General features: G+C 66.4%; 23 protein-coding genes. 13 read left to right on the top strand and 10 right to left on the bottom strand.

All coding sequences use genetic code 11. From position 1 onward, the window contains the following. Window positions 1-61: 61 nt before the first annotated feature. Together DEA8626_RS07715 and DEA8626_RS07720 are read right to left on the bottom strand one after the other, a co-directional pair. Window positions 62-1,051, bottom strand: coding sequence for a carbon-nitrogen hydrolase family protein (locus DEA8626_RS07715; protein WP_108852424.1), 990 nt, complete (start codon window positions 1,049-1,051; stop codon window positions 62-64). Between the two features lie 266 nt (window positions 1,052-1,317). Next, complete coding sequence (locus tag DEA8626_RS07720; RefSeq protein ID WP_108852425.1) at window positions 1,318-3,516, bottom strand: fused MFS/spermidine synthase; 2,199 nt, start codon at window positions 3,514-3,516, stop codon at window positions 1,318-1,320. A gap of 163 nt (window positions 3,517-3,679) precedes the next feature. On the opposite strand from DEA8626_RS07720, the gene DEA8626_RS07725 reads away from it, so the two are divergent. The 3 genes from DEA8626_RS07725 (at window position 3,680) to DEA8626_RS07730 (ending at window position 5,136) form a co-directional block, all read left to right on the top strand. Continuing rightward, on the top strand, window positions 3,680-4,240 hold the full coding sequence (locus DEA8626_RS07725; protein WP_108852426.1) for a DUF4202 domain-containing protein: 561 nt from the start codon (window positions 3,680-3,682) through the stop codon (window positions 4,238-4,240). 313 nt (window positions 4,241-4,553) lie between these two features. Further along, window positions 4,554-4,718 carry a hypothetical protein gene (locus DEA8626_RS21035; RefSeq protein ID WP_181366383.1) on the top strand — a complete coding sequence of 55 codons (165 nt, stop codon included), beginning with the start codon at window positions 4,554-4,556 and terminating at the stop codon, window positions 4,716-4,718. Window positions 4,719-4,782: 64 nt separating this feature from the next. Beyond that, a complete protein-coding gene (locus tag DEA8626_RS07730) occupies window positions 4,783-5,136 on the top strand; it encodes a TfoX/Sxy family protein (protein ID WP_108852427.1) in 354 nt (117 codons plus the stop codon). Here DEA8626_RS07730 and ndk read toward each other — a convergent pair. Next, window positions 5,133-5,555 (bottom strand): nucleoside-diphosphate kinase, encoded by a 423-nt coding sequence (ndk, locus tag DEA8626_RS07735; protein WP_108852428.1) that lies wholly within the window; start codon window positions 5,553-5,555, stop codon window positions 5,133-5,135. The genes DEA8626_RS07730 and ndk overlap by 4 nt on opposite strands. Window positions 5,556-5,756: 201 nt before the next feature. On the opposite strand from ndk, the gene DEA8626_RS07740 reads away from it, so the two are divergent. From DEA8626_RS07740 to DEA8626_RS07755, 4 genes are all read left to right on the top strand, one after another. After that, complete coding sequence (locus DEA8626_RS07740; RefSeq protein WP_108853365.1) at window positions 5,757-7,610, top strand: ABC-F family ATP-binding cassette domain-containing protein; 1,854 nt, start codon at window positions 5,757-5,759, stop codon at window positions 7,608-7,610. A gap of 39 nt (window positions 7,611-7,649) precedes the next feature. After that, a complete protein-coding gene (locus DEA8626_RS07745) occupies window positions 7,650-8,267 on the top strand; it encodes a MarC family protein (protein ID WP_108853366.1) in 618 nt (205 codons plus the stop codon). Window positions 8,268-8,270: 3 nt separating this feature from the next. Next, window positions 8,271-8,846, top strand: coding sequence for a retropepsin-like aspartic protease family protein (locus DEA8626_RS07750; protein WP_108852429.1), 576 nt, complete (start codon window positions 8,271-8,273; stop codon window positions 8,844-8,846). A 133-nt stretch (window positions 8,847-8,979) separates the two neighbouring features. Then, window positions 8,980-9,531, top strand: coding sequence for a thioredoxin family protein (locus DEA8626_RS07755; protein WP_146188847.1), 552 nt, complete (start codon window positions 8,980-8,982; stop codon window positions 9,529-9,531). 28 nt (window positions 9,532-9,559) lie between these two features. Here the strand turns inward: DEA8626_RS07755 and DEA8626_RS07760 are convergent, their stop codons facing one another. The 3 genes from DEA8626_RS07760 to DEA8626_RS07770 are packed head-to-tail and all read right to left on the bottom strand — an operon-like array spanning window position 9,560 to window position 11,933. Continuing rightward, entirely contained in the window at window positions 9,560-10,024 is a 465-nt protein-coding gene (locus DEA8626_RS07760) for a DNA polymerase III subunit chi (RefSeq protein WP_108852431.1), read from the bottom strand. Continuing rightward, complete coding sequence (locus DEA8626_RS07765) at window positions 10,024-10,431, bottom strand: VOC family protein (protein WP_108852432.1); 408 nt, start codon at window positions 10,429-10,431, stop codon at window positions 10,024-10,026. Before DEA8626_RS07765 ends, DEA8626_RS07760 begins: the two co-directional genes overlap by 1 nt. A 26-nt stretch (window positions 10,432-10,457) precedes the next feature. Beyond that, window positions 10,458-11,933: a leucyl aminopeptidase gene (locus DEA8626_RS07770; RefSeq protein WP_108852433.1), complete on the bottom strand. Its 1,476-nt coding sequence runs from the start codon at window positions 11,931-11,933 to the stop codon at window positions 10,458-10,460. Between the two features lie 125 nt (window positions 11,934-12,058). Here DEA8626_RS07770 and lptF point away from each other — a divergent pair, with 125 nt between their 5' ends. The 6 genes from lptF (at window position 12,059) to rsmA (ending at window position 19,757) form a co-directional block, all read left to right on the top strand. Further along, the gene (gene lptF, locus DEA8626_RS07775; protein WP_108853367.1) at window positions 12,059-13,189 is read left to right on the top strand and encodes an LPS export ABC transporter permease LptF; all 1,131 of its coding nucleotides are present in this window, start codon (window positions 12,059-12,061) and stop codon (window positions 13,187-13,189) included. Beyond that, window positions 13,186-14,283: an LPS export ABC transporter permease LptG gene (gene lptG / locus DEA8626_RS07780; protein ID WP_108852434.1), complete on the top strand. Its 1,098-nt coding sequence runs from the start codon at window positions 13,186-13,188 to the stop codon at window positions 14,281-14,283. The genes lptF and lptG overlap by 4 nt, the downstream gene beginning before the upstream one ends. Then, window positions 14,283-16,421, top strand: coding sequence for an LPS-assembly protein LptD (locus DEA8626_RS07785; protein WP_245890793.1), 2,139 nt, complete (start codon window positions 14,283-14,285; stop codon window positions 16,419-16,421). Before lptG ends, DEA8626_RS07785 begins: the two co-directional genes overlap by 1 nt. A 91-nt stretch (window positions 16,422-16,512) precedes the next feature. Beyond that, entirely contained in the window at window positions 16,513-17,799 is a 1,287-nt protein-coding gene (locus DEA8626_RS07790) for a peptidylprolyl isomerase (RefSeq protein ID WP_108853368.1), read from the top strand. 10 nt (window positions 17,800-17,809) lie between these two features. After that, window positions 17,810-18,787 (top strand): 4-hydroxythreonine-4-phosphate dehydrogenase PdxA, encoded by a 978-nt coding sequence (gene pdxA / locus DEA8626_RS07795; protein WP_108852436.1) that lies wholly within the window; start codon window positions 17,810-17,812, stop codon window positions 18,785-18,787. Between the two features lie 127 nt (window positions 18,788-18,914). Then, window positions 18,915-19,757 (top strand): 16S rRNA (adenine(1518)-N(6)/adenine(1519)-N(6))-dimethyltransferase RsmA, encoded by an 843-nt coding sequence (gene rsmA / locus DEA8626_RS07800; RefSeq protein ID WP_108852437.1) that lies wholly within the window; start codon window positions 18,915-18,917, stop codon window positions 19,755-19,757. Between the two features lie 66 nt (window positions 19,758-19,823). Here the strand turns inward: rsmA and DEA8626_RS07805 are convergent, their stop codons facing one another. The 4 genes from DEA8626_RS07805 to speB all read right to left on the bottom strand — a co-directional run bounded on the left by DEA8626_RS07805 (window position 19,824) and on the right by speB (window position 23,820). Next, window positions 19,824-20,504 (bottom strand): DUF4167 domain-containing protein, encoded by a 681-nt coding sequence (locus DEA8626_RS07805; RefSeq protein ID WP_108852438.1) that lies wholly within the window; start codon window positions 20,502-20,504, stop codon window positions 19,824-19,826. A gap of 248 nt (window positions 20,505-20,752) precedes the next feature. Further along, window positions 20,753-21,580, bottom strand: a complete 828-nt coding sequence (gene prmC / locus DEA8626_RS07810; RefSeq protein ID WP_108852439.1) for a peptide chain release factor N(5)-glutamine methyltransferase — start codon at window positions 21,578-21,580, stop codon at window positions 20,753-20,755. Then, entirely contained in the window at window positions 21,577-22,632 is a 1,056-nt protein-coding gene (prfA, locus tag DEA8626_RS07815; protein ID WP_108852440.1) for a peptide chain release factor 1, read from the bottom strand. Before prfA ends, prmC begins: the two co-directional genes overlap by 4 nt. Window positions 22,633-22,854: 222 nt before the next feature. Next, the gene (speB, locus tag DEA8626_RS07820; protein ID WP_108852441.1) at window positions 22,855-23,820 is read right to left on the bottom strand and encodes an agmatinase; all 966 of its coding nucleotides are present in this window, start codon (window positions 23,818-23,820) and stop codon (window positions 22,855-22,857) included. Window positions 23,821-23,880: the final 60 nt, after the last annotated feature.

The raw sequence follows: 23,880 nt of genomic DNA on the forward strand, positions 1-23,880 counted from the left end.
CTGTTGTGACGGCGGCCGAGAGCTGATCCGGAATACGTGGATTTCGTATCGCTCCGAGCGCTCAGCCGCTCGCTGTTCTGTCCGCCTTGGGCGGCTGGTCATCCGTCTCGGTCTGAACCGAGTGGAACGCCATCTGATGTCCAGCATGCGCGATCCCATCGGTTCCCACAACCGGAAACTGAAGCCCCGCGCGCGAGCCTTGGCGCGGAATTTCTAAGGGTCCCAACGTCTTGAGATACGCGTCTGCGGCGCTCGCCCGGTCGTAGACCGAAAAATCCACCGACCGGTCGCGGAAGCTTTTCAACACCTGGCCCAGTCCCTTGAACCCGGTTTCGCGCTGACGACGCACTTGATCGATATCGATTTCGATCGGGAACATGTCCTCCTGCCCCGCCGACTGGTGCAGCACCGTGGCCGCAGGATCGACGACCAGCGAACGGCCGACCCCGCCCGCGCCGAGCCCGTTCACGTCGATGATATAGCTTTGGAACTGCGCGGCCGTGGCGCGCGTGATCGCAAGCTCCGCGTCACGGTCCGTCGTTCCGGTCAGGACCGGGTGCAGCAGGACCTCGACCCCCGCGCTGGTCAGCTGCCGCGTGGTCTCGGGGAACCAGATATCGTAGCAGATCGACAGCCCGAAGCGGCCGACACTCGGCACGTCGAAGATGCAGAACTCGGTGCCCGCCTCGACCTCGGACTCGTAGGGCCGGAACGGGAACATCTTGCGGTAGCGCGTGACGACATGACCCGAAGGGTCGATGACGGCCGCGGTGTTAAAGATGCGGCCATCCTCCGTGCGCTCGAACATCGAGCCCGGGATCAGCCAGACCCCGTGCCGCTTCGCGGCCGCGCGGAACTGGTCGAGCGCCTCATTCTCGAAGGGCTGGACGAACCGCGTGAGCGGCCCGTAGGGCGACAATTCGGAAAACAGGACCATCTGGGTCCAGGGAAAGCGCATCATCAGAATGTCGAGGCGATGGATCATGCCTTCGACGTTCGAGTTGAGGGCGCTGACATGCATCTGCACGCCGGCAATCGCAAAGGGAGTCATTTCAACGTCTCCGTCGCCCGGCTGGCCGCGATGGACCAGCGATGCGGGCCGTTCTCTGTTCGGGCCCCTCCATATCCGTTAATCACGGCGACGAAAAGCCAATCGCGGAGAAGTGTGGCTCCGCTGCACGCGTCGGATCTGCAGGGTCCCGGGCTTCAACTGTCGATCGGGTCGGAGTTTCAATGGCCGCCGAACCCGCGAGATCGCCGGCCGCGCCGGCCCGATCGAGGACTGGTTCAGCAAGCACCCTGTCAACCGCGTCCGGTTCATTCGAGGATCGTCAGAAGGTTCGCGAAATCATCGGTCCAGATGCGCCCGCCATCGGATGGCAGCGGCTGCCACCGGCCGTCCCGCGCGAGCGGTCCAAGCGCCGCTTCGCTGCGCGAGATCAGGACAACGCGCGAGGCAGTGTCGCCGGGATCGATCTCGGTATTGCCCTGGTAGGTTTGGATGCGCGCCTGAAGCCCCAGCGCTTCGGCGCTCCGCGACAAGGGCCGCTGGATCGCGTAGTAGCGGTTCGAGATGTGATAGACGAGCAGCCCGTCCGGCGACAGCCGGTCAAGGTAAAGCTGCATCGCCTCATGGGTCGTCAGATGCATCGGCACCGCATCCGAGCCATAGGCGTCGATGATGAGGATGTCGAAACGCAAGCCCTCCTGCCCTGCAAGCACCATGCGCGCATCGCCGAGATGGGTGGGCGCGTCGGACGCGCAGTTCGACATGAAGGTGAAAAGTTCGGAATTGCGCGCGATCTCGTCGACCACGCGGTCAATCTCGTAGAAATGCCATTCCTGCCCGTCCTGCCGGTAGCAGGACAGCGCGCCGACGCCCAGCCCGACGATGCCCACTCGCCCGGCCATTTGGCCCGGTTCCGAGGTCAGCACCTGCGCCATGGGCCCATTCGGGTGGTAGTAGAACAAAGGCTCGGGCCGCGGCGCGCCGTAGTCGGTCAGGCGCTCGGCGCCGTGGATCGTCGTGCCGTTCGCGTAGTGCCGCATCCCGTCCTCGTCGGTCACCCGGTGCGTGCCGAAGAAACTGCGGTCGCGGAAGCTGTCGCCGTCGGGAATGACGTAGGTGCCCGACACCATGACAAGCCCCGCCGCCAGCGCCGCCGCCGGCAGCGTCGTGCGCAGCGCGATTGCGGCGAAGGCGGCCATCGCGAACATGATGAGCTTCAGTGTCAGCCAATCGTCGATCTGCACGGCGCGTGCGGCCAGAATCAACGGCAGCGCCGCCAGCGCGCCCCCGATCAGCCCCTTGCGGATAAGGGCCCGTGTGAGCCGCATCTGGGCGCTGAGAACGAGCGTGGCGGCCAGAAGCGTTGTCACGCCGCCTTCGGCGAGGCTGTTGAAGATGATGGGCGCGAGGACCGAGTTGAAGAGCCCGCCAAGCGCTCCCCCCACCGACATCACGAGGTAGAAGAGCGTCAGATGCGCGCCTGAGGGCCGCGCTGCATACAGCTTCTGATGCGCGAAGAGCGCCACAATGAAGAAGCTGACGATCAGCGCGCCAACCCCCCAAAGCTCCAGATGTGCGCCTGCGAGGCCGGTGAAGACAGCCCCGAGCCAGCCGAGCGCGCCGAGATAGGCGATGCGCAGCACGCCAGGCGGCAGGAGCGACCGGCGCGTGAAGGTCAGGACGAAGCTCAGGAGATACAGCGCGAGCGGGATCACCCAGACGAGCGGGATCGCCCCGATATCGGTCGAGATCTTGGTGGTCACCGCCAGCATCATCGACGAGGGAACGAAGGCCAGTAGGACCCAGCGCCCGATCGCGGCGGGGCCGGGCCGCGCCTCGGGCGCCGCGGGCTCGGCATGGGTCACAAAGTCGCGGCCACGGGCGGCCAGAAGGCCGGATGACAGGAGAAACACGCCCAGCAACGCGAACCCGGCGGCCCATCCCCGCCCGATCTCGGCCGCGCCGAACAGCGGCTCGGCGACCAGCGGAAATGCCAGAAGGGCGACAAGCGAACCAAGATTGCTCGCACCGTAGAGAAAATACGGGTCCTCCGCCGAAGGCCCGTCGCTGCGCGCATACCACGACTGCAACAGCGGCGCGTTCGCCGACAGGACCGCGAAGGGCACGCCCACGCCGAGCCCGAACAGCATCAGCGTTTGCCAGACCGCCGGCCGCGCGGCGTCGTACTGCCAGCCCTCGGGAATGGCGAGCGGCAGGAATGCGAGCGCACCGCCCCAAAGCAACAGATGGAGCGCAAGCTGCGCGCGAACGGGCAGATGCCGCGCGACGACATGCGCGTAGAGATAGCCGCCGATCAGCACCGTCTGGAAGAACAGCATCGCCGTCGTCCAGACCGCGGGAGCGCCGCCGATCTGCGGCAGCACAATCTTGGCAAAGAGCGGCTGGACGAAGAACAGAAGCGATGCGCTGAGAAATATCGTGCCGGTGAAGACGACGGGCGCAAGAACGCCTGGCCGTGCGGCGCTGTCAGTATCGGTCGCGTGCATGTATTGCCCCGGGATTCGTGGTCAATGCACAGAAAATCCCGTGAATGGGTTAAGAATGGGGCGAAATCGCGGTTTCGGCGCGCCCACTGTCGATGCCGGGTCCGCGCCTTGACGGCGCACTACGCGCGATGCACCGTTCGTCCGACCGATGCAAAGGACCGCCATGACCCGTCTCGCCCGCACGCTCGCCGCCATCGACGCGGCCAATGACGCCGATCCCGACCGTTCCGAAGGCACGCCCGCCGCGCGGCTTTACGGCGAGCGCATGACGGAAGAGCTCGAACGGCTTCGCCCCGGCGCTTCGGACGAGTTGCGCATCGCCGCACGCGGTCAGCATGTCGAACGCTGGACCTCGCCCCGCGCCGGTTATCCCGAGGGCCGTAAGGGCTATCTCGACTGGCGCCGCGACCTCGCCCAGTATCACGCGCGCCGCGTGGGCGAGATCATGTCGGCGCAAGGTTACGACCCCGAGAGCATCGACCGGGTAGGCCGCATGATCCGCAAGGAGGGCATAAAGCGCGACGACGAGGTGCAGGCGCTCGAGGACGTGATCTGCTTCACTTTCCTTAGGTGGTATTTTCAACCCTTCGCCGACGGACGCGACACGGAGGAGCTTGAGCGAATCGTCACCCGCACCGCCCGCAAGATGTCCGCCGAAGCCCGCGCCCGCGCCCTGGTCGAGTTCGACTTGCCTGAACCTTTCGCCGCCGCATTCGCGTCTTGACCCGAAATGGCTCGGCGCCCGAGGCTCCGCCCGCAATCGCGGGTTGATAGCCTCGGCGAATACTTGCCCGATTATGTTTCAAATCCGAGCTTTAAGCGGGATTCGAACCCCGGAATGTTGCCCGAAAGACTCGCAATCACCGGATTATGGAATACCCCCGTTGGCGAAAACACATTTGTGTAACAAAATTATTGACGGTGCCCGGTCGCGGCCTTATCTGCGCCGCGCCATTGTCACCGTCAAATGTGAGTATGGCCTTACAGTAGGGTCAAGTCGCGGTTCCGGAGAGGACCGCGCGGGAAGGAAGAAGCGGATGGACATGCCGAAGCAAATGGAAGCGGGAACGACAGAGCGCCGCCAGCAGACGCAGCAGAGCCAATCGGAGACGAGGGAACGCCGCAAGCCGGATTCGCAGCTTGCCGATACCCCTGCGGAACAGATGCGGCCGATGCATTTCAGCGACTGGGCGTCGATCTGAGTATAGTCGCCAGTCCGCGCGCGGGCTAGACTGGCGGGACGCCAGGTGCCTCCCAGTTGCCCCAATGCCGGACCCCGTATCGACGATTCCCAATCTCGGCCCCGCCTCCGAGGCGGCCTTCGCCCGGGCTGGCATTCACACGGCCGAGGAAATCCGCGCATTGGGCGCGGACCAAGCCTACCTGAAACTCCTGAAAGCCGGAACGCGGCCGCATTTCATCGGCTACTACGTCCTCGTCATGGGTCTTCAGGGCCGGCCCTGGAATGATTGCCGGGGCGACGAGAAGAAGGCGCTCAGGGCAAGGTTCGACGCGCTGAAGGCTCAGGTCGTCACGTTGCCGGAAAAGGAAAAGGACCGCGCCCAGATGGAAGCGGTCCTCGATGAGATCGGTCTCAGGCCACGCGGCCCGGAAACTTAGCCGACGAGTTCGAGACCCGAGAAGAAGAAGGCGATCTCGACCGTCGCGGTTTCCGGCGCATCCGAACCGTGGACCGAATTTTCGCCGACCGAGTTCGCGAATTCCTTGCGAATCGTGCCCGGTGCGGCGTCGGCGGGGTTGGTCGCGCCCATCACTTCGCGGTTTTTCGCGATGGCGCTCTCGCCTTCGAGCACCTGAACGACGACCGGAGCCGAGGCCATGAACTCGCACAGTTCGCCGTAGAACGGGCGTTCCTTGTGGACCTCGTAGAACTTGCCGGCCTCATCCATCGTCAGCTTAATGCGCTTCTGAGCGATGATGCGAAGCCCCGCCTCTTCGAACTTGGCGTTGATCTTGCCGGTCAGGTTGCGGTTCGTCGCGTCGGGTTTGATGATGGAAAGCGTGCGTTCGATCGCCATGTCGGTGCCCTCGTTGTGGCGGCGCGGCAGGCCCTTCCCCCGCGCCGGATTTGGATTGCGCGCCTGCTAGCATGGGGGCTCAGAATTGAAAAGGTGCCGCTGACGCCGCCGGCCGCAGCGGCGCCCCGGACCGCGCAGTATGTGGAGACAGAACGTGAGGTGGGCTTTATCCCGATCCGTCGCTTTGCTATGCGCATCGCCATGCTCAGGATCGCCGACATCACCTATTCCGTCGAGGGGCGGCCGCTCATCGAAGGGGCGTCGGCCACGATTCCCGCAGGCCACAAGGTCGGGTTGGTCGGCAAGAACGGCGCGGGCAAGACGACGCTCTTCAAGCTGATCCGCGGCGAGTTGGCGCTCGAAGGCGGCGAGATCGCCCTGCCCTCGCGCGCGAAGATTGGCGGCGTGGATCAGGAAGTGCCATCATCCTCGACCCCGCTGCTCGACACGGTCCTTGCGGCCGACACCGAACGGGCCGGCTTGTTGGCCGAGGCAGAGACCGCGACCGACCCGCACCGCATCGCCGAGATCCAGCACCGGCTGGCGGATATCGACGCATGGTCGGCCGAGGCGAGGGCGTCGGCGATCCTGAAAGGTCTCGGATTCGACGAGGCCGACCAGCGCCGACCCTGCTCGGACTTCTCGGGCGGCTGGCGGATGCGGGTGGCGCTGGCGGGCGTGCTGTTCGCAGAGCCTGACTTGCTGCTTCTGGACGAACCGACCAATTATCTCGACCTGGAAGGGGCGCTCTGGCTTGAAAGCTACCTCGCGAAGTATCCCCATACCGTCATCATCATCAGCCACGACCGCGGCCTTCTGAACCGCGCCGTGGGCGCGATCCTGCATCTGGAAAACCGCAAGCTCACGCTCTGGACCGGACCCTACGAAACCTTCGCCGCGAACCGCGCCGCGCGGATGGCGGTGCAGGCGGCGGAAGCAAAAAAGCAGGAGGCGCGGCGCGCGCATCTGCAAAGCTTCGTCGACCGCTTCCGCTACAAGGCGTCGAAGGCGGTGCAGGCGCAGAGCCGGATCAAGATGCTCGAGAAGATGACGCCGATCACCGTGCCGGAGGAGGCCAGGCGCGTCGTTTTCACCTTCCCCGCGCCCGAGCAGCTTTCGCCGCCGATCATCCAGATGGAGGGTGCGGCGGTTGGCTATGACGGACCGCCGGTGCTGAGGCGGCTGAACCTCAGGATCGACCAGGACGACCGGATCGCGCTTCTCGGCAAGAACGGCGAGGGGAAATCCACGCTTTCCAAGCTCTTGGCGGACAAGCTTCAGACCTGTGACGGCAAGGTCGAACGGTCCCGCAAGCTCCGCATCGGCTATTTCGCGCAGCATCAGGTGGACGAGTTGCACGTGGACGAAACGCCCCTGCAGCACGTCCGGCGCCTCCGCCCCGAGGAGGCGCAGGCGAAGCTCCGCGCCCGGCTTGCGGGCTTCGGGCTGCTCGCCGAACAGGCCGACACGCCCGTCGCGCGGCTCTCGGGCGGGCAGAAGGCGCGGCTGTCGCTCCTTCTCGCCACGATCGACGCGCCGCATCTCCTGATCCTCGACGAACCCACAAACCACCTCGACATCGAAAGCCGCGAGGGGCTGGTCGAGGCGCTGACCGAATATCCCGGCGCGGTGATCCTCGTCTCGCACGACATGCATCTTCTGAGCCTGATCGCGGACCGCCTCTGGCTCGTGAAGGGCGGCACTGTCGTGCCCTATCCACACGATCTCGAGACCTACCGGAACGACTTGCTGGCGCGCGATGACGCGGTCAAACCCGCCGCGAGGCCGAAAACCAAAGAGGCGCTGGCGCCACGCGACACGATTCTCGCGCTTCGCTCGGACGTGCGCAAATGCGAGGAGCGGCTCGAAAAGCTCTCCGAGATGCGCGAGAAGCTCTCGGCCAAGCTCGCCGACCCCTCGCTGTACGATGAGACGCGCATCCACGAGCTTGAGGGCTGGAACCGCAAGTTCGCGGAAATCGAAGACGCGATGGCGCGTGCCGAGGCGCTCTGGCTCGCCGCGCACGAGCGGCTTGACGCGATGGAAGCGGACTGAGCGCCCCTTGCCGAACCCGCAAGCCGCCCGTATGGCATGATGATGGATACCGCTTTCCTCATCACCTCATTCGCCACGCTCTTCGTGGTCATCGACCCGCCCGGACTCGTGCCCCTCTTCATCGCATTGACACAGGGGATGGACGCCGAGCACCGCCGCCGGCTGGGGCTGCGCGCCTGCCTGATCGCGGGCATGCTTCTGACATTGTTCGGGCTCTTCGGGGAATCGATCCTCGGATTCATCGGCATCTCGATGCCGGCCTTCCGCATCGCGGGCGGCATCCTGCTCTTCCTCACCGCGCTCGACATGCTCTTCGAGCGCCGCACTCAGCGGCGCGAGGGCCAGCAGCCCGACCCCGATCACGATCCGTCGGTCTTTCCGCTCGCCACGCCTCTCATCGCCGGGCCGGGCGCGATCGCCTCGATGATCCTCTTGATCGGCGAATCGGGCGGCGATTGGCCCGGCACGTTGACCGTGCTCGGGCTCATGGCGGCCATGCTGATCGTTACCTTTCTCTTCTTCCTCGCCTCCACCCCGATCGAACGGCTCCTGGGCCGCACCGGGACGGTTGTCATAACCCGGCTTCTCGGGATGCTCCTCGCCGCGCTGTCGGTCCAGTTCGTCCTTGACGGAATCCGCGGCACGGGGTTCCTCTAAGCGATGGCTGAGGGTGACGTCGCACGGCTGATCTATCTGGGACTGCTCGGCGCGGTCATCGCTGGCTATTTCCTGATGCAGAACCGCAAACAGCTCGGCAAGACGGCGCAGCAGGCGGCTGTCTGGGGGCTCATCTTCCTCGGCGCGATTGCCGTCGCCGGGCTCTGGGGCGACATCCAACGCTCGGCCATTCCGCAAGAGGCGGTGCTGCGCGGCGACCAGATCGAGGTGCCGGTCGCCGAGGACGGCCATTTCTACGTCACGGCAGAAATCAACGGGGCGCGGGTGCTCTTCGTGGTGGATACCGGGGCCTCGGACATCGTGCTGAGCCAGCGCGACGCCGAACGCGCGGGACTTGACCCCGAGACGCTGAACTACTTCGGCACCGCGATGACCGCGAATGGACGGGTGGAGACCGCACCGGTGCGCCTCGAGACCTTCACGCTCGCCGGCATCACCGACACCAACCTGCCCGCCGTGGTGAACGGCGGCGCGCTCGACACCTCGCTTCTGGGCATGAGCTATCTCGCCCGGCACGAGGTGACGCTGACGCGCGACCGGCTGATCCTCAGGCGCTGACACCGGCGGCTCTCGGCCGGTCCCCTGTTCGCGGAGGCGCCGGCCATGCTACCATCGCGCGGGTCAACGGAAGGACCCTGCATTGAAGCGCCGCGATTTCTTTGCCTTCGGAGCCGCCGCCGCGGCGGCAGGTATGATCTCCAGCCGCGCGCGCGCCGAGACGATCGTGGGCGACGACGGGCTTCACAAGCAGCCGTTCTTCCTTGACAGCTTTCTAGAGCTCGGGGCCGATCTCGAAGATGCGGCGGCCGAGGGCAAGGGGCTGATCGCCCTCTTCGAGCAGCGCGGCTGCCCCTATTGCCGCGAACTGCATCAGGTCAATTTCGCCCGCACCGAGATCACCGATTTCATCCAGGCGCATTTCCTGGTCGTGCAGCTCGACCTCTGGGGCGCGCGGGCCGTTCTGGATTTCGACGGCGAGGAAATGGAAGAGCGTCAACTCGCGCAGAAGTGGTTCGTGAACTTCACGCCGACCCAAGTTCTCTTTCCAGCCGAAAATGCCGGTGCGAGCGATCTGCGGCAGGCGGAGGCCTTCCGGTTGCCTGGCTATTTCAAGCCGTTCCACCATCTCTCGGGCCTCGAATACGTCGCCACCGGCGCTTATCGCGACCAGCCTTTCCAGCGATATCTGCAGGACAAGTTCGCAGAGCTGGAAGCGCAAGGGATCGACCCGGACGTCTGGTAGTCTCCCGAGGCGAAAGAATCCGCCCGGCTCACGCCCCGCTCTCGGCCTTCTTTTCCCAGCGCCCGCCCGCCTCGCTCCAGTATTGCGCGACGGCACCCGCCTGGGTCAGCGCCTTCCACTGCCCGCGCGCATGGTCGAGCGCGGTCGCGTCATTGCCGTCGAAGATCACGCAGACACGCTCGAGCCGCGCGCATTCCTCGATCGCGACCCCGGCTCCATCCACCGACATGAGGCACTGGGCGCCGTTCGGCATCTCTTCCCCCGTCGTAAGCAGGATTGGCTGCAGGGCGTCATGCGCTCCTTCGGCGATCCCATGCGGCAGAAACGCCTCCTCCGAACCCGTCCAAAGCTTCTGGTCAAGCCAGGTCAGGCGATCCGCGTCACGGCCCCGCACGACCACATGCCAGCCGGCCTGAAGCGACTTCGACAGCAGCATCGGAAGCGTCGTCTCGAGCGGCGAGCGCGTGAGGTGATAGAAGAAAACCTGTCCCATCAGGCCGGATGCGGGGCGAGCGGATCATAGCTGCCGAAGGACCAGATATGGCCTTCCGGATCGGCGGCGGTGAAGCTCTGGCCGCCGTAGTCCTCGTGCCTAAGCGGCAGGAGAATTTTCGCCCCCCTCTCCTTCGCCTGCTCATAAAGGCCGGGAACGTCGCGGACCACGACATAGATCGTCGTCGTCTCGCGCCCGCCCGTTTCGGCGGGATCGGTCATCAGCTTGTCGAACTCACCGTCCCGCGCCGGGCCGAACATGACCATACCGCCCGCATGCATAAGCTGTGCATGGACGATGTTCCCCGCCTCATCGCGATGGATGGCATGTTCGTGAAGACCGAACGCCTCCTTCAGAAAGCCAAGCGCGGCCTCGCAGTCCTTGTAGCGTGTGGCGGGGATGATCATGGCGTTCGTTCCCGGTTTCGGGGGCCTCAGCCCTGGCCTTCAAACCTATCACGGATTAGCCGGTCAAGCGACATAACCCCCCAGCCGGTCGCCCCTTTGGGCGCGAGATCGGTTTCCTTCGGTGGCAGCGTCACGCCCGCGATGTCGATATGGCACCAGGGTACATCGTCCTTCACGAAACGGCGCAGGAACTGCGCGGCGGTGATCGACCCGGCGGGCCGGCCGCCGATGTTCTTCATGTCCGCCAGCCGCGATTTCAACAGCTCGTCATAGGCCGCGCCCATCGGCATCCGCCAGGCACCCTCGCCTTCCGCTTCCGCGGCCTTCAGGAGCGCGCCGCAGAGCGCGTCGTCGTTCGAGAAGACACCCGCGTTTTCATGGCCGAGCGCGATGATCATCGCGCCCGTGAGCGTCGCGAGATTGACGAGCCCGGCAGGCTTGTACCTGTCCTGCGCGTACCACAGAACGTCGGCCAGGACGAGCCGCCCTTCGGCGTCGGTGTTGATCACCTCGATCGTGTCGCCCTTCATCGACTTCACGATGTCGCCCGGCCGCTGGGCGCGGCCGTCCGGCATGTTCTCGACGAGGCCCACGAGCCCGACGACATTAGCCTTGGCCTTCCTCAGCGCGATGGCGCGCATCACACCTGCGACGACGCCAGCGCCGCCCATGTCCATCGTCATCTCTTCCATCCCCGCGGCCGGCTTGATCGAGATCCCGCCGGTGTCGAAGACGACCCCCTTGCCCACGAGCGCCAAGGGCGCGTCGCCCTTCTTGCCGCCCTGCCACTCCATCACGACGACCTTCGAGGGGCTCTCGGACCCCTGCCCCACGCCCAGAAGCGCGCGCATGCCGAGCTTTTCGAGCTCCTTCTCTTCCAGCACCTCGACCTTGAGCCCGATTTCATTCATCGCGGCGAGCCGGTCGGCGAAATCCGTGGTCGTGAGCACATTGGCGGGCTCGTTGACGAGGTCGCGGGTGAACGCGATGCCCTCGGCGACCGCCGCATATGCGGCCCATTCCGCCTCGAGCGCCTCGACCTTGGCGGTCAAGATCGTGATCGCGCCCTTGCCATTGCCCTCCGACGTGCGGTGGCGGCGGAAATCATAGGCCCTGAGCACCGCTCCCAGCACGATGTCCGTCGTCCGTCCGTGGCCCGCCGCCATCACAGTCACGCCGTTTTCTCCAAGCGCCTTGCCGATCGCGCCGCCGGCCTTTCGCGCCTCGGTCACGCTCACCTTCTTCGGCAGCTTCACGAGCTGGACGGCCTCCGCCTCAAGCCCGGCCGGATAGGCGAGCTCCATCGCCTCGCCGGACTTGAGCTTCGTCCACGCCTTGCCCTCCATCGCGCGCGAGATCGCGCCCCGCATCAGCCGGTCGAGACGGCGCGCGAAGGCCCCGGGACGCGCATCCGGCGCAAGGATCAGCGCGATGCGGCCGCCCGCCTCCTTCAGAGTCTCGAACTCGGCGGGGCGGAACTGGATGGGGACGGTTGTCGTCATGGCGGCTCTCCGGCGTGGTTTCGCCGGACCCTACATGGGCGCCCCGGCCTTGGCCAGATATCAGTTTTCCCCGCCCCGCGATTGAGTTAGGGATGGCTCGGGACGAGCGACGGGAGAAGGAAAAGGTGTCCAGATTCGACAGATACTTGCTGTCGCAGCTGATGATGCTCTTCGGCTTCTTCGCGCTGATCCTCGTCTCGGTCTACTGGGTCAATCGGGCGGTGTCGCTCTTCGACCAGCTCATCTCGGACGGCCAGTCGGCTTGGGTTTTCCTAGAATTCACCGCGCTTACGCTGCCGAACGTCATCCGTCTCGTCCTGCCGGTCGCGGCCTTTGTCGCCACGGTCTATGTCACGAACCGGCTATCGGCCGAAAGTGAGCTCATCGTCATGCAGGCCACCGGCTTCTCGCCTTGGCGGCTTGCCCGGCCCGTCCTGATCTTCGGCCTCGTTGTCGCGCTGATGATTGCGGTTCTCGTGACGGTGCTCGTCCCGGCAAGTCGCGCCAAGCTCGCCGAGCGGCGCGGCGAGATCGCCGAAAACGTCGCCGCGAACTTTCTGACCGAGGGTACATTCCTGCATCCCGCCGCGGGCATCACGTTCTACATCCGCAAGATCACGCCCCGCGGCGAGTTGCAGGATATCTTCCTGACCGATCTGCGGGCGGCGGGACAGCGCACGACCTACACCGCCCGGCGCGCCATCCTCGTGAAAGACCCCGGAGGGCCGAAGCTCGTGATGTTCGATGGCATGGCCCAGACCCTCTCGACCGAGACGCGGGGCCTCGCCGTCACGCGATTTTCGGACTTCACCTACGACATTGGCGCGCTCATCGCAGGGCGCGGTTCTCCGGTGCCGACGGTCGAGGAACTTCCAACGCAGGCACTTATTGCGCCCGATTCCGTGCTGCTCGCCACGATGGGAACGGACGCCGCTGCGCTGCGGGTCGAACTGCATCACCGGCTCTCTCAACCGGCCCTTGCGGTGGTCGCCGCGCTCATCGGTTTTGCCACGCTTCTGACCGGCGGCTACAGCCGGTTCGGGCTCTGGCGGCAGATCGTGTTTGCGGTCGTGCTCCTGATCGTCGTCCAGTTTTTCGTCAACGGCGCGACGAGCTTGGTGACCGGCGCTCCCGCGCTCTGGCCGGTGCTCTACCTGCCCTCGCTCGCGGGGCTCGCGCTCTCCGCCCTGCTCCTTGCCTATGCCGGGCGCATCCGGAAGGTGCATCATGAATTCGCCTCGGCGGTGGCCTCATGACACTGTCGTTCTACATCGCGCGCCGGTTCCTTGTGATGTTCCTGACCGTGTTCATCGGCTTCTTCCTACTGCTCTTTCTCATCGAGATGGTCGAGCAGATCCGGCGTTTCGCAGGCACCGGGCTCGGCCTTACCGCGACAGCCGAACTCGCGCTTCTCAACGTGCCGCAATCGGTTTACCGGATCCTTCCGATGATCACGATCCTGTCGTCGATCGCGTTCTTCCTCGCACTCGCGCGCTCCTCCGAACTCGTCGTGATCCGGGCGGCGGGGCGCTCTGCGCTCAGGATGCTCGTCTCGCCGCTTCTGATGGCGCTCGTCATCGGAGCCTTCGCCGTCGCTGTACTGAACCCGATCGTCGCGGGCACGGCCAAGCGTTACGACACGCTCTCTAACGAGTATCGTGCCGGCGAGGCAAACGTGGTCTCGGTCTCGCGCGAGGGGATGTGGCTGCGACAGGGCGGGCCGGACGGGCAGACCGTGATCCGTGCGGCGCGGGCAAATTACGACGGTACAACGCTTTACGACGCGACGTTCATCTCATTCGACGCAGACGGTCTGCCTCAGTCGCGCCTCGATGCGAGCGAGGCGCGGCTCGAAGCCGGCGGCTGGGTCCTGAGCGACGCGAAGGCATGGGAATTCGCGCAAGGCCAGAACCCGGAACAGAGGGCGCAGACGCTGGCCGAGCACCGCCTGCCTTCGGACCTCACAGCCGACCAAATCCGCGACAGCTTCGGTACGCCCGCAACGATTCCCGTCTGGGACCTGCCGAGCTTCATATCCAGGCTCGAACGGGCCGGCTTCTCGGCGCGCAAGCACACTGTCTGGTTCCAGATGGAGCTTGCCTTGCCGCTTCTTCTGATGTCCATGGTCCTCGTCGGCGCGGGCTTCACGATGCGCCACGCGCGCTCTGGCCAGACCGGAACGATGGTCCTGCTCGCCATCGTCTCGGGCTTCGCGATCTTCCTTCTGCGCAACTTTGCCCAAGTTCTGGGCGAGAACGGCCAGATACCCGTAATCCTCGCGGCCTGGATCCCGCCCGTGGCCGCCGCCATGCTGTCATTGAGCCTCGTCCTGCACCTGGAGGACGGATGATGCGCCAGCTTCTTGGCGCGATCCTCCTATGGCTTCTGGCCCTGCCCGCGCACGCGCAGGACCAGGCGACGCTCGTCGCCGACCGGGTCTACCTCTCGGGTGACGACACTCTGACTGCCGAAGGCGCGGTCGAGGTCTTCTACAGGGGGGCGCGTCTCACGGCGGAGAAGATCGTCTACGACCAGCCCACGGACCAGTTGACGATCACCGGGCCCATTCGGCTGACCGAAGGCGGTGGAATGATCGTGCTCGCCGACGCGGCGGAACTCTCGCGTGACCTTCAGGAAGGCATCCTGACCAGCGCGCGACTCGTCCTCGACCAGCAGCTCCAGCTTGCAGCAACCGAGATGGCGCGCATCAGCGGGCGCTACACTCGGATGAGCCGGGTCGTCGCCTCCTCCTGCCAGGTCTGCCCAGGCAATCCCACGCCGCTTTGGGAGGTGCGCGCCCGCCGCGTGATCCACGATCAGCAGGAACGCCAGCTGTATTTCGACCACGCCCAGTTCCGGGTCGCGGGCGTGCCCGTCTTCTACCTCCCGCGCCTCAGGATGCCCGACCCGACGCTGAAGCGCGCAACAGGCTTTCTCCTGCCCTCGATCCGCACCACCTCGTCGCTCGGGCCGGGGATCAAGCTTCCTTACTTCATCGCGATGGGCGACAGCCGCGACCTGACGCTCACACCTTACGTTTCGTCCTCGCGCACCCGGACGCTGGAGTTCCGCTACCGCCAGGCATTCCGCAAAGGCGAACTCGAGATGAAGGGCGCGGTGAGCCGCGACGACATCCTGATGAACGAAACACGCGGCTACCTCTTCGGCGAAGGCAGCTTCGACCTGCCGCGCGACTTCCAGCTCGACTTCTGGGTGCAGGGGGTCAGCGACGACGCCTATATCCTCGACTATGGCCTGGGAGACATCGACCGGCTCGCTTCGGGCGTCCGCGTCACCCGCACCCGGCGGAACGAACATATCGAGGCCAGCGTCTTTCGCTACTGGTCGCTGCGCGCAGGCGACGACAACGCGGTCCTGCCGAACCTGGTCGGCGATTTCAGCTTCCAGCGCCGTTTCAAGCCCCGCTATCTTGGCGGCGAAGGCAAGTTCGCGTTCGAGGTTCACAGCCAAGAGCGCCGTTCGGCAATCTCGACGGACGCAAATGGCGACGGCGTCACCGATGGGCGCGACGTGTCGCGTGCGACCGCGATGGTCGACTGGCGCCGCAACTGGGTCCTCGGGAACGGCATCTTGGTGTCCGGCGCCGCGCAGGCGACGGCCGACTTCTACGCGGTCAGCCAGGACGTCACGTTTCCCGGCACGATCACGCGCTTCACCCCCGCCGCCGCGGTTGAGCTGCGTTGGCCTTGGGTCCGCAGCGCGCCGACGGGCGGCGCGAGCCATGTGATCGAGCCTGTCGTCCAGCTCGTCGTCAGCCCCGATTCGACCGAGACGGTGCCCAACGAAGACAGCCAGATCGTCAGCTTCGACGAAGGAAACCTCTTCGGTTTCAACCGGTTTTCCGGCGCCGACCGTCACGAGCTGGGCACTCGGATCAACATGGGGCTGTCCTGGACACGCCACGACCCGGCCGGCTGGTCGCTCGGCATCACCGCGGGACGCGTTTTCCGCAAGAATGATCTCGGCCAGTTCGGCTCGGCCTCGGGTCTCGACGGCACGTCGTCAGACTGGCTGGTCGCGGCGCAGATCGAAACCGCGGACGGGCTTCGCGTCATCAACCGCGCGATCTTCGACGACGGGTTCGACTTCAGCCGCGACGAGCTGCGTGTCGACTACCTGACCGACCGCTACACGCTCGCGGCGAGCTATCTTTGGCTAACCGCCGATCCTGCCGAGGGGCGGCTATCGCCCAGTTCCGAAGTCGTGTTCGATGCGGGCTGGAGCATCACGCCCCGCTGGCGCGGCACGGTCGCGGGGCGCTACGATTTCGACGCCGACCGCGCCGCACGCGCTTCGGTCGGGCTCGAATACCGCAACGAATGCGCGGCTATCGATCTTTCCCTCTCGCGTCGTTTTACATCCTCGACTAGTGTAAGCGCCGATACCGACTTCAACCTGTCCGTCGAACTTTTGGGCTTCGGCAGTACGACGGACGGGCGGATGTACCGCCGCAGCTGCGTGCGATAGATCCCCGGGGACCGGCACGGACAGGAACCGCGAACGCAGCGGCGCGGCATCGAAAGAAGAACAGAGCAGACGGACGACAACGATGCGTATCATGACTCTCCTTTCTCTCGCCCTCGCGGGCCTCACGGCGATGAGCCTGCCCGGGGCGGCGCAAAGCGGGCGCTTTTCGCCCGCCGTGATCGTGAACGGCTCCGTCGTGACGAACTACGAGCTCGAACAGCGCATCCGCTTCCTTCAGTTGCTGCGCGCGCCTGGCGACCCCGTGGTCGAGGCGGAAAAGGGCCTGATCGACGATCGGCTCCGCGCCCAGGCCGCCGAGGCCGCGGACATCACCGTCACGCCCGAACAAGTCACGGCCGGAATGGCCGAATTCGCCGGCCGCGCCAATCTCGAAACAGAACAGTTCCTTCAGGCCATCGGCCAGGGCGGCGTCGCGCCCGAGACCTTCCGCGACTTCGTGACCGCCGGCCTTGCCTGGCGCGACGTCGTCCGCGCCCGGTTTGTCCCCCGCGTTCGCATCACTGAGGCCGAGATCGACCGCGCGATGTCCGTCGCCGCGCAGCGTGGCGCAGGTCCGCGCGTGCTTATCTCCGAAATTCTCCTGCCCCTGACGCCCGCGACGGCGGCCGAGACCCAGGAGCTCGCGACCGAACTGTCCGAGACCATCGGCAGCGAGGCGGCGTTCTCTGCCGCCGCGCGCCGGCACTCCGCCGCCGCCTCGCGCGAGCGCGGCGGGCAATTGGGCTGGATTCCGCTGACCAACCTGCCGCCGCAGCTCCGTGCTGTCGTCGCCGGCATGGCGAACGGCCAGGTGAGCCCGCCGGTGCCGCTCGGGGGCGCGATCGCCATCGTGCGGTTGCGTGGAATTCAACAGGGCGGCGAGATCGCGGCGCGCAACCTCACTGTCGACTACGCGCAGTTCCTGATCCCCGGCGGCCGCAGCCCCGCGGCCCTCGCCGAGGCGGAGCGCGTGCGGGGCGAGGTCGACACCTGCGACGACCTCTATCGTGTCGCAAGCGGCCTGCCCGCGGGCCGGCTCCTGCGCGACGAGCGGCCTTTGGGCCAAGTGCCCGCCGACATCGCCGCCGAACTCGCCCGCCTCGACGACAACGAAAGTTCCGCGACGCTCACGCGCGGTGGCGCGCTGGTCTTTCTCATGCTCTGCGAAAGGCGCGCGACGCTCGCCGAAGGCGGCCTGCCTTCCGCCACGGCGGCGAGCGCGGTCGAAGGCGCCCCAGCGGTCGACCCCGAACTCGGCTTCGGCGCGGGGCCGAGCCGGGCGCAGATCCGCGAGGAGCTGACCAACCAGCAACTCGCTGGCTATGCCGACGGCTACCTCGCCGAACTGCGCGCGAATGCCATTATCCAGACCCCGTGACCGGGCGGAGATGGCGCTCGCGCCCATCGCCTTGACCTGTGGCGAACCCGCCGGCATCGGTCCGGAAATCGCGGTGAAGGCGCGCGCGCGACTTGGGCAAGATGTGCCGTTCTTCTGGATCGGCGCGCCCCGACATCTGCCCGCCGGAACCGCAATCCGCGAGATTGACGATCCGGCCGAGGCGGCTGCGGTTCCGACCGCGCTGCTCCCCGTTATTGCGCATGATTTCCCCGCCCCTGCCCGGCCCGGTCTACCCGCGCCGGAAAACGCCGCGGCGGTGATCGAGACCATCGCGCGCGCCGTCGATTTCGTCCGCGACGGGGCCGCCTCGGCTATCTGCACCGCGCCGATCCACAAGAAGGCGCTGAAGGACGGCGCGGGCTTCGGCTTTCCCGGCCATACCGAATACCTCGCGCATCTCGCAGGAACAGAGCGCGTCGCAATGATGCTCGCCTGTGACGAGCTGAAGGTCGTTCCCGCGACGATCCACATTCCGCTGACCGAGGTTCCGCGCGCGCTGACCGAAGAGGTCCTCGAAACCGCAATCCGCCTGACCCATGCCGGGCTCAGGCGCGACTTTGCCGTGGCCGAGCCCCGGCTCGCCGTCGCCGGGCTCAACCCGCATGCAGGCGAGGAAGGCGCGATGGGCGACGAGGAAATCCGGTTGATCCGACCGCTTCTCGACCGGCTCCGCGCCGAAGGCATGACGATTTCCGGACCGCACTCCGCCGACACGATGTTCCACCCCGCCGCGCGTGCGCGCTATGACGCCGCAATCTGCATGTATCACGACCAGGCGCTTATCCCGATCAAGACGATCGACTTTGCGGGTGGGGTGAACGTGACCCTCGGCCTGCCCTTCGTCCGCACTTCGCCCGACCACGGCACGGCCCTCGACATCGCGGGGCGAGGCGCGGCCGACCCGTCGAGCCTCATCGCCGCGCTGCAACTCGCACGCGACATGGCGCGGAACCGGGAGGCCGGATGAAGCCGCTCCTGTTCGGATACAAGCGCCGACGGCGCCCGGCCCGCCGCGCGGACGGACCTTGCCTGCACTCCCGCCCATCGCGCTTTCCCCGGCATTGCTTCCGCGAAAATGAAAGCCGGAGGACGTAGTGGCCGCGCTCGACGGATTGCCACCATTGCGCGAGGTGATCGCGACGCACGGAATCGCCGCGAAGAAGGCGCTTGGGCAGAATTTCCTTCTAGATCTGAATCTGACCGCAAAGATCGCGCGCTCGGCTGGTGATCTTCGCGCGTCCGACGTTCTCGAGGTCGGGCCCGGCCCCGGCGGGCTGACACGTGGGCTGCTTGCCGAAGGCGCGCGGCGCGTGCTCGCGGTCGAGAAGGACGCCCGCTGCCTGGCCGCGCTCGACGAGATCGCGGCCACCTATCCCGGCCGCCTCACGGTCCTGAATGCCGATGCGCTGGAAATCGACCCCACGGCGCATCTGTCGCCGCCGATCCGGATCGTGGCCAACCTGCCCTACAATGTCGGGACCGAGCTTCTCGTGCGCTGGCTCACGCCCGCCGCCTGGCCGCCGTTCTGGCAGACGATGACTCTCATGTTCCAGAAGGAGGTGGCCGAACGGATCGTGGCGCAGCCCGGCTCGAAGGCCTACGGGCGGCTCGCGATCCTCGCCGCGTGGCGCACCGACGCGCGCATCGTCCTGACGCTACCCCCCGAAGCCTTCACGCCGCCGCCGAAGGTCCATTCGGCAGTCGTCCACTTCACGGCACTGCCCACGCCGCGATTCCCGGCCGATCCGAAGGTCCTGAACCGGATCGTCGCGGCGGGATTCAATCAACGGCGCAAGATGCTCCGCTCGAGCCTCAAGGCGCTGTCGCCCGACATCGAGCGGATCTTGCTGGACACCGGGATCGCGCCGACGGCGCGCGCCGAGGAGGTTTCGCTCGAGGCGTTCTGCCGGCTCGCACGCGCGCTCGAAACGCTCTGAGCCCCCGTCAACATTGACGTCTGTCTTGAAAGGCCCGGCGCGCGGCGGGCCCGGGTTCGCCCCGCCTTACTCGGCCGCGTCTGCGGTGGAATCGCCGTTCCCGCCGTCCGACTTTGTGGCCTCGCCGCCCTCTTCCGGGCCCGCGCGCTTTCCACGCGGTTTGCGGGGGCCGCGCGGTGCGCGGGCGGGCTTCTTGCCGCCGGCCTCTTCTGCCTCGGCCGGTTGCGGCATGTCGGGCATCATGGGCGCGGCGCGCTGGCGCGCCTCGGGCGTCTCCACGAGGCCCGGCCCCTCATCGGCGTCATCCTGGCGCGCCGTGGACAATGCGTCGCTGACCCGGCCGCCGGTGTCCCGCTCGCCGCGGTCCTGGTCGCGGCCGCGCTGGCCGCCCTGCCGGTCGGAGCCGTTCGCCTGGCCGCCATTGCCCTGCCCGCCGTGCTGGTTGCCGCCGCCATCGGGCTGGCCCTGGCTCTGTTGCCGGCTTTCCTGCTCGCGCGCCATGTCGCGCTGCGCCTCGCCCAGAAGGCGCGCGTAGTGCTCGGCATGCTGGAGAAAGTTCTGCTCCGCCACCCGGTCGTTGCCGAGCTGCGCGTCCCGCGCAAGCGCGAGGTACTTGTCGATGATCTGCTGCGGCGTCCCGCGCACCTTGCCCTCGGGTCCAGAGGAATCGAACACCCGGTTGACGATGTTGCCGAGAGAACGCTGTCGGTTCGATTTCGAACGCGAACGGTTTTTAGATGATCTCATGTTTTTCGTTTTTTTCCGAGCCTAGGGCTTTCAGAGGGCTTGCCCGGTCCCACGTCCTGCGCCGAAAGAGGCGGCTGCGGCTGCGCGGTCCTGATAGAGATGGGCGAAGCGATCGGGGCGGTACCTAACGGCCACCCGTTACGCGACTGTTAATGCACGATGTGTCGCCACGGGCAAGAGGAATCTGACATTTTCAGCGAATTTCGTCCGAATTCGGCATCAATGCGCCGGATATGCCCTGATCCGCCCTACGGCAGGGCGGTGACGATCCGGTCACGGCCGTCAAGGTCCGGATGGATAGAAACCGTACCGAACCCCATGTTCCCGAAAAGCTCCGCGACCGCCGCCCCTTGCTGCCAGCCGATCTCCACGACGACGGCGCCGCCGGGCAAAAGATGCGCCTTCGCGCCGGCGGCGATCGCCCGATAGGCCGACAGGCCGTCGCCAAAATCGGTCAGTGCGGCCGGCGGCTCCCACTCGCGGACTTCGGGCGCGAGTGCGGCCATTTCGTCTTGCGCAATGTAAGGCGGATTCGAGACGATCAGGTCAAAGCGCCCCGAGACGCCGGAAAACCAGTCGGCCTGCTGGAACTCCGACCGTGCCTCGACGCCAAGCATGCGGGCATTGTCGCGGGCGGCAGCAAGTGCGGCCGTGCAGATATCGGTACCGAGCCCAGTCGCCTCGGGCCGTTCGGACAGAAGCGTGATCAGGATCGCGCCGGTCCCGGCGCCGAGATCAAGCACGCGAGCGAACGGTCGCACGAGTGCCCGTTCAACCAGCTGCTCGGTCTCCGGCCGGGGATCGAGCGTATCGCGCGTCACCCGGAAATCGCGCCCGTAGAACGCGCGCCGCCCCACGATCTGGGAGACGGGCTGGCGCGCCGCGCGCTTGTCAATCGCGGACTCGAACGCGGCGGCCGCCTCGGGACCGAACGGCTGATCCAGCACCAGGGTCAGGCGCTCGGGCGTCAGCCCCAGCGCATGGGCCATGAGCCGCCGCGCATCACGCTGAGGGCCCTCCACGCCCGCCGCGCCGAGCCGGTCGACGGCGGCGCGGAGTGCGTCGGCGCCAGTCATGCTTCCATCTCGGCGAGCTTCGCGGCCTGGTCGGCCGCGATCAGCGCGTCGGTGATCTCGCCCAGATCGCCCTGCATGACCTGGTCGAGCCGGTAGAGCGTCAGGTTGATCCGGTGATCAGTCATGCGGCCCTGCGGGAAGTTGTAGGTGCGGATGCGCTCGGACCGGTCGCCCGAGCCCACCTGCGCCTTGCGGTCGGCGGCACGGGCATCGGCGGCGCGCATCCGCTCCATGTCGAACAGGCGCGCTCTGAGCACTGCCATTGCATTCGCGCGGTTCTGGTGCTGAGACTTCTCCGACGAGGTGACAACGATGCCCGTCGGGACATGGGTGATCCGGACCGCCGAGTCGGTCGTGTTGACGTGCTGGCCGCCCGCCCCGCTCGCGCGCATCGTGTCGATGCGGATATCGCTGGCCGGGATTTCGATATCGACCTCCTCCGCCTCGGGCAGGACGGCGACGGTCGCAGCAGACGTATGGATACGTCCGCCCGACTCGGTCTCTGGCACGCGCTGGACGCGGTGGACGCCGGATTCGAACTTGAGGCGGGCGAAGACCCCCTCTCCCTCGATCCGGGCGACGGCTTCCTTGACACCGCCAAGCTCAGTTTCGCTGAGGTCCAGAAGCTCGAACCGCCAGCCCTGCGCCTCAGCGTATTTCTGGTACATCCGCAAAAGGTCGCCGGCGAAGAGCGCGGCCTCGTCTCCGCCCGTTCCGGGCCGCACCTCGAGGAGCGCGGGCCGCGCGTCGGCGGCGTCCTTCGGCAGAAGCGCGACGCGCAGCCGCTGCTCCATCTCGGGAATGCGCTCCTTCAGCCGCGGCAGCTCGTCCTCGGCCAGCACGCGCATCTCGGGATCGGCGAGCATCGCCTCGGCCTCGTCGAGATCGGCGAGCGCCTGCTTGTAGGCGGCGATCTCGGCAGCGACGGGCTTCAGCTCGGAATATTCACGGCTGAGCGTTGCGATATCGGCCGGGTCCGCGCCGGCCGAAAGCTTCGCTTCGAGAAACTCGAAACGCCGCGTGATCTGATCGAGCTTGTCGATGGGCACCATCTGGGCGGTTTCGCTCTTGTCCGGGCGGCGGTCAAGGGGGGAGAGCGCCCTGGGCGTACCTGCAAAAAGAAGAAGATCGGAGGTGCGCGCCTGTCGGGACAGTGTCGGGACGCATGCCATACGGAAGCGGTAGGGATGCCAGACGCGGCCGCCTGCCGTCAACGCCCCGCGAAACCGGCCGCTTGATCACCAGCTTGATCGACTTCTAAGACGGCGGCGCCTCTAACTTTTCCGACGCGTCCAGCAGTAGAGGCAGATGAGCTCATGCGCGACATGCGCCCCCGCGATCGCGGTCGCGCCGGTCGTGTCGTAGGCCGGGGATACCTCGACCACGTCGCCGCCGACAAGGTTGATTCCCGCCAGATCGCGCAGGATCGCGGCGACCTGCCAGCTGGTGAGGCCGCCCCAGACCGGCGTGCCGGTGCCGGGCGCGAAGGCAGGATCGAGGCAGTCGATGTCGAAGGTCAGGTAGGTCGGGCGATCACCCAGTATGGCCTTGATCTTCTTGACGACCGCCGCCGCCCCTGTCTCATGCACCTCGCGGGCGTCGATGACGTTCACGCCCATGAAGTCGTCGTTGTGGGTGCGGATGCCGACCTGAACCGAGGACTTCGGGGCGACGATCCCCGACTTGATCGCCTTGTAGAACATCGTGCCGTGGTCGATCCGGGTAAAGTCGTCGTCGGCCCAGGTATCGGAATGGGCGTCGAAATGCAGCAGGCTGAGTGGCCCGAACTTCTCGGCATAGGCCTTGAGGATCGGGAAAGTGATGTAGTGATCGCCGCCGAGAGTCACGGTGCCGGGTCCGGCTTTCAGGATATCTGCGATGTGGGCGGTAAGCGTGTCAGGGAAATCGGACACCTTGGCGTAGTCGAAGGCCACGTCGCCGTAATCGACGATGTCGAACTCCTCCAGGGGCGAGAAGCCCCAGCCATAGGGCAGATCGAACGGCTGCAGCGCCGAAGCCTCGCGCACCGCGCGCGGCCCGAAGCGGGTGCCCGTGCGGTGCGTGACCGCCTGATCGAACGGTACGCCGGTGATCGCCAGATCGACGCCGGCCAGGTCCTTCGTGTAGCGCCGGCGCAGAAAGCTCGTCGCGCCGCCGAACGCGTTCTCATAGGCAAGGCCCCGCCGTTCAGGCTGGGTGAAGGCCAGGTCCACTTCCTTCTTTGCGTCTTCGAGAGCCATCGGAACAATCTCCATTCTCGGAAACGGACATCGTTCGGGGCCGGAGATGTCGCCGATCCG

This window comes from Defluviimonas aquaemixtae, assembly GCF_900302475.1.
GTDB lineage: Bacteria > Pseudomonadota > Alphaproteobacteria > Rhodobacterales > Rhodobacteraceae > Albidovulum > Albidovulum aquaemixtae.

Coding starts and splice junctions, on each gene's coding strand:
- DEA8626_RS07790 (WP_108853368.1), top strand. CDS start 16,513: ATGACTCTCCTTTCTCTCGCCCTCGCGGGCCTCACGGCGATGAGCCTG.
- prfA (WP_108852440.1), bottom strand. CDS start 22,632: ATGGTGCCCATCGACAAGCTCGATCAGATCACGCGGCGTTTCGAGTTT.
- speB (WP_108852441.1), bottom strand. CDS start 23,820: ATGGCTCTCGAAGACGCAAAGAAGGAAGTGGACCTGGCCTTCACCCAG.
- DEA8626_RS07720 (WP_108852425.1), bottom strand. CDS start 3,516: ATGCACGCGACCGATACTGACAGCGCCGCACGGCCAGGCGTTCTTGCG.
- pdxA (WP_108852436.1), top strand. CDS start 17,810: ATGGCGCTCGCGCCCATCGCCTTGACCTGTGGCGAACCCGCCGGCATC.
- DEA8626_RS07750 (WP_108852429.1), top strand. CDS start 8,271: ATGGCTGAGGGTGACGTCGCACGGCTGATCTATCTGGGACTGCTCGGC.
- lptG (WP_108852434.1), top strand. CDS start 13,186: ATGACACTGTCGTTCTACATCGCGCGCCGGTTCCTTGTGATGTTCCTG.
- DEA8626_RS21035 (WP_181366383.1), top strand. CDS start 4,554: ATGGACATGCCGAAGCAAATGGAAGCGGGAACGACAGAGCGCCGCCAG.
- DEA8626_RS07805 (WP_108852438.1), bottom strand. CDS start 20,504: ATGAGATCATCTAAAAACCGTTCGCGTTCGAAATCGAACCGACAGCGT.
- DEA8626_RS07765 (WP_108852432.1), bottom strand. CDS start 10,431: ATGATCATCCCCGCCACACGCTACAAGGACTGCGAGGCCGCGCTTGGC.
- DEA8626_RS07725 (WP_108852426.1), top strand. CDS start 3,680: ATGACCCGTCTCGCCCGCACGCTCGCCGCCATCGACGCGGCCAATGAC.
- DEA8626_RS07715 (WP_108852424.1), bottom strand. CDS start 1,051: ATGACTCCCTTTGCGATTGCCGGCGTGCAGATGCATGTCAGCGCCCTC.
- ndk (WP_108852428.1), bottom strand. CDS start 5,555: ATGGCGATCGAACGCACGCTTTCCATCATCAAACCCGACGCGACGAAC.
- DEA8626_RS07745 (WP_108853366.1), top strand. CDS start 7,650: ATGATGGATACCGCTTTCCTCATCACCTCATTCGCCACGCTCTTCGTG.
- DEA8626_RS07730 (WP_108852427.1), top strand. CDS start 4,783: ATGCCGGACCCCGTATCGACGATTCCCAATCTCGGCCCCGCCTCCGAG.
- prmC (WP_108852439.1), bottom strand. CDS start 21,580: ATGACTGGCGCCGACGCACTCCGCGCCGCCGTCGACCGGCTCGGCGCG.
- DEA8626_RS07740 (WP_108853365.1), top strand. CDS start 5,757: ATGCTCAGGATCGCCGACATCACCTATTCCGTCGAGGGGCGGCCGCTC.
- DEA8626_RS07785 (WP_245890793.1), top strand. CDS start 14,283: ATGCGCCAGCTTCTTGGCGCGATCCTCCTATGGCTTCTGGCCCTGCCC.
- DEA8626_RS07770 (WP_108852433.1), bottom strand. CDS start 11,933: ATGACGACAACCGTCCCCATCCAGTTCCGCCCCGCCGAGTTCGAGACT.
- DEA8626_RS07755 (WP_146188847.1), top strand. CDS start 8,980: ATGATCTCCAGCCGCGCGCGCGCCGAGACGATCGTGGGCGACGACGGG.
- DEA8626_RS07760 (WP_108852431.1), bottom strand. CDS start 10,024: ATGGGACAGGTTTTCTTCTATCACCTCACGCGCTCGCCGCTCGAGACG.